Below are 2,341 nucleotides of genomic sequence, written 5' to 3' on the forward strand. Positions count from 1 at the left end.
TTGAATGTTACGAACTAGCACCACGCGTTTACTCTTAATGGCATGGGCATTAAAACTACCTTGGTTTATGGAGCGACACCAAAACAGGATCGAGAAGGAATGATTAATAATTTCCGGACCGGTGATGCACAAGTACTGGTATCGAATCCTAACACTTTAGGGGAATCCATTTCGTTGCATCAAACTGTACACGACGCGGTTTACTTCGAATACAACTTTAATTTGACCTTCATGTTGCAGTCCCGAGATCGGATTAACCGTCTGGGACTACCAGCAAATCAATACACAAGGTACTACTATTTGATGACCAAGGGCGATGTTGCTCACAGTAGTTTCATTGATCAAACAGTTTATAATAAGTTAAAAGATAAAGAAAAGATCATGGTTGATGCCATTGATGGAAATTTACTAGTGCCGGAATATCCTGATGATTATTTACAGGAAGTCAAAAAAATTGTACTAGGAAAGTATAAATAATAATTTGCAATGATTACAGAAGAGCAAGGAAAAGGGGCTATACCTTCAAATCGCCCCTCAAAAACATTGAAAGAATAACCCCCAATATCTATAATATAGATGTTGGGGGTTATTTGTTTTAATATTAAATAAATGGCTCTTTCTATTTATCATCAATACTAAACAATAATTTGTACAAAGTGATTATTTCTTCTAGTTCTTCACGCGATACATGATCGACAATAGTTTCATCAGTGACATGTCTTGCCCGTAAATCTAAGGCTATGGTTTGATCTAATAATACTTTTCCATATACTGTTTGACTACTAGTTAGTCGATGATACATTGGAAAATTACGCTTGGTACTGCTAATTGGAGCCACAATCGTCATGTTACTTGTCTGACAGACTAGATCATTGCTTAGAGCAATGGCTGGTCGCTTATTCATCTGTTCATGACCACGCCTTGGATTAAAGTTAACATAAAATATATCACCTTGGCTTACCATTGAAGTTCATTACCTTCTGACTTTCCCCAATCAAGCTCGTGATCCCTTTTCCCGTCATCTTGCCAATTCTTAAATAGTTCGTGAATATTGGTTGGGTTCTTTTTTATTGGTGTTAAAACAATTGATCCATTTTCAATGGTTATTGTCATATCTTGGTTATCATCTAATTTCAGTTGTTTAATAATTTGGCTAGGAATTCTAGCAGCTTTCGAGTTTCCCCACTTTGCTAAGCGTGTTTGTTCTTTAATAAGTTCCATATTTTCCCCTCCTAAATTATTATTGCAAGCCAAGTATATCCCACGTAGATACACAATGCAAATATTCTTACTGGAGGTCATTTACATGCAACAAGTTGTCTTACCCATCAAAGATTCTAACGTTCTCAAAGAGGTTCAAGATACTTTACTCAATAATTTTAAAGCTGGCCAGCGTAACTATACAATCTTTCAAGTTGGTAAAGCTACGCTACTGAGAGTGAGTGACGTTATGGGCTTAAAACAAACCGATATTTTTAATCCGGACGGTTCTATTAAACAAAATGCGTTCATTCACTACCGAAAAACGGGTAAGCCTAATACCTTGTATCTTAAACCAGTTCAAACAGAGCTCTTATTGTATCGTCAATGGCTGCTTGATCATAAGCTTGAATCTGAATGGCTCTTTCCTTCCAGTCAACACCCAGAACGCCATATCACTGAAAAACAGTTCTACAAAATTATGAGTAAAGTTGGCAATCTGTTAGGAATTAATTATCTAGGTACTCATACGATGCGCAAAACCGGGGCTTATCGTGTCTACACACAATCAAACTATAATATTGGCTTAGTCATGAATCTGCTCAATCATTCCAGTGAGACGATGACTTTAGCTTATTTAGGCTTAGACCAGGCTAGTACTGAAACGATGCTGGATAAAATTGATTTTGGTTAGGAGGCCGGCTTTATGGATTTAGATTTTAAAACCAACAAATATGAGCTGTTTGATGATTGGCACCAAAACAAGACTAAACAAGAATTTACACAAAAGTTGCAGCAACAAGCTCAAATTGAAAAAACACACCTGCCAAAATTATTGTCGCGTGAAGATCTAAAAATTCGGTGGCAGATGAACTCTCGTCAAAGTGTTCATCAAGTTGCTAGTAAGCCTGATTTTCCACAACCCGTTTTTGCTTTTAATCATGGTAAGACGCCGCTTTACTTAGAAACTGAAATTCAAATTTTCGAAATTAATCACCCCTGGGTGATTACTCCTGGTGCTCGTCTTGCTTATAGCCATTGGATTCTTCACAATGTGATTGATTAATCTTGAGATTTAGCTCTAGGATTTTTATCGTTGGCGCTAGCCTTCTAAATCGGGTAGGAGATAGTTCACACTATC

General features: G+C 37.0%; 4 protein-coding genes and 1 pseudogene. 3 read left to right on the forward strand and 2 right to left on the reverse strand.

The window, feature by feature from the left end; translation table 11 throughout:
* Positions 1-30 precede the first annotated feature (30 nt).
* A pseudogene (locus FC65_RS10130) lies at positions 31-477 on the forward strand (helicase-related protein); the annotation flags it as partial.
* 142 nt (positions 478-619) lie between these two features.
* Here the strand turns inward: FC65_RS10130 and FC65_RS10135 are convergent.
* The gene (locus tag FC65_RS10135; RefSeq protein WP_056972590.1) at positions 620-964 is read right to left on the reverse strand and encodes a type II toxin-antitoxin system PemK/MazF family toxin; all 345 of its coding nucleotides are present in this window, start codon (positions 962-964) and stop codon (positions 620-622) included.
* Positions 958-1,221 carry an AbrB/MazE/SpoVT family DNA-binding domain-containing protein gene (locus FC65_RS10140; RefSeq protein WP_056972592.1) on the reverse strand — a complete coding sequence of 88 codons (264 nt, stop codon included), beginning with the start codon at positions 1,219-1,221 and terminating at the stop codon, positions 958-960. Before FC65_RS10140 ends, FC65_RS10135 begins: the two co-directional genes overlap by 7 nt.
* A gap of 85 nt (positions 1,222-1,306) precedes the next feature.
* Here FC65_RS10140 and FC65_RS10145 point away from each other — a divergent pair, with 85 nt between their 5' ends.
* Positions 1,307-1,894, forward strand: coding sequence for a site-specific integrase (locus tag FC65_RS10145; protein WP_056972594.1), 588 nt, complete (start codon positions 1,307-1,309; stop codon positions 1,892-1,894).
* A 12-nt stretch (positions 1,895-1,906) separates the two neighbouring features.
* The gene (locus FC65_RS10150; protein WP_056972596.1) at positions 1,907-2,266 is read left to right on the forward strand and encodes a hypothetical protein; all 360 of its coding nucleotides are present in this window, start codon (positions 1,907-1,909) and stop codon (positions 2,264-2,266) included.
* Positions 2,267-2,341 lie beyond the last annotated feature (75 nt).

It is taken from the genome of Ligilactobacillus acidipiscis DSM 15836 (genome assembly GCF_001435755.1).
Taxonomy (GTDB): Bacteria; Bacillota; Bacilli; order Lactobacillales; family Lactobacillaceae; genus Ligilactobacillus; species Ligilactobacillus acidipiscis.

What these genes read in the sequence shown, in the direction of transcription:
- FC65_RS10135 (WP_056972590.1), bottom strand. Translation starts at nt 964, where the DNA reads ATGGTAAGCCAAGGTGATATATTTTATGTTAACTTTAATCCAAGGCGT.
- FC65_RS10140 (WP_056972592.1), bottom strand. Translation starts at nt 1,221, where the DNA reads ATGGAACTTATTAAAGAACAAACACGCTTAGCAAAGTGGGGAAACTCG.
- FC65_RS10145 (WP_056972594.1), top strand. Translation starts at nt 1,307, where the DNA reads ATGCAACAAGTTGTCTTACCCATCAAAGATTCTAACGTTCTCAAAGAG.
- FC65_RS10150 (WP_056972596.1), top strand. Translation starts at nt 1,907, where the DNA reads ATGGATTTAGATTTTAAAACCAACAAATATGAGCTGTTTGATGATTGG.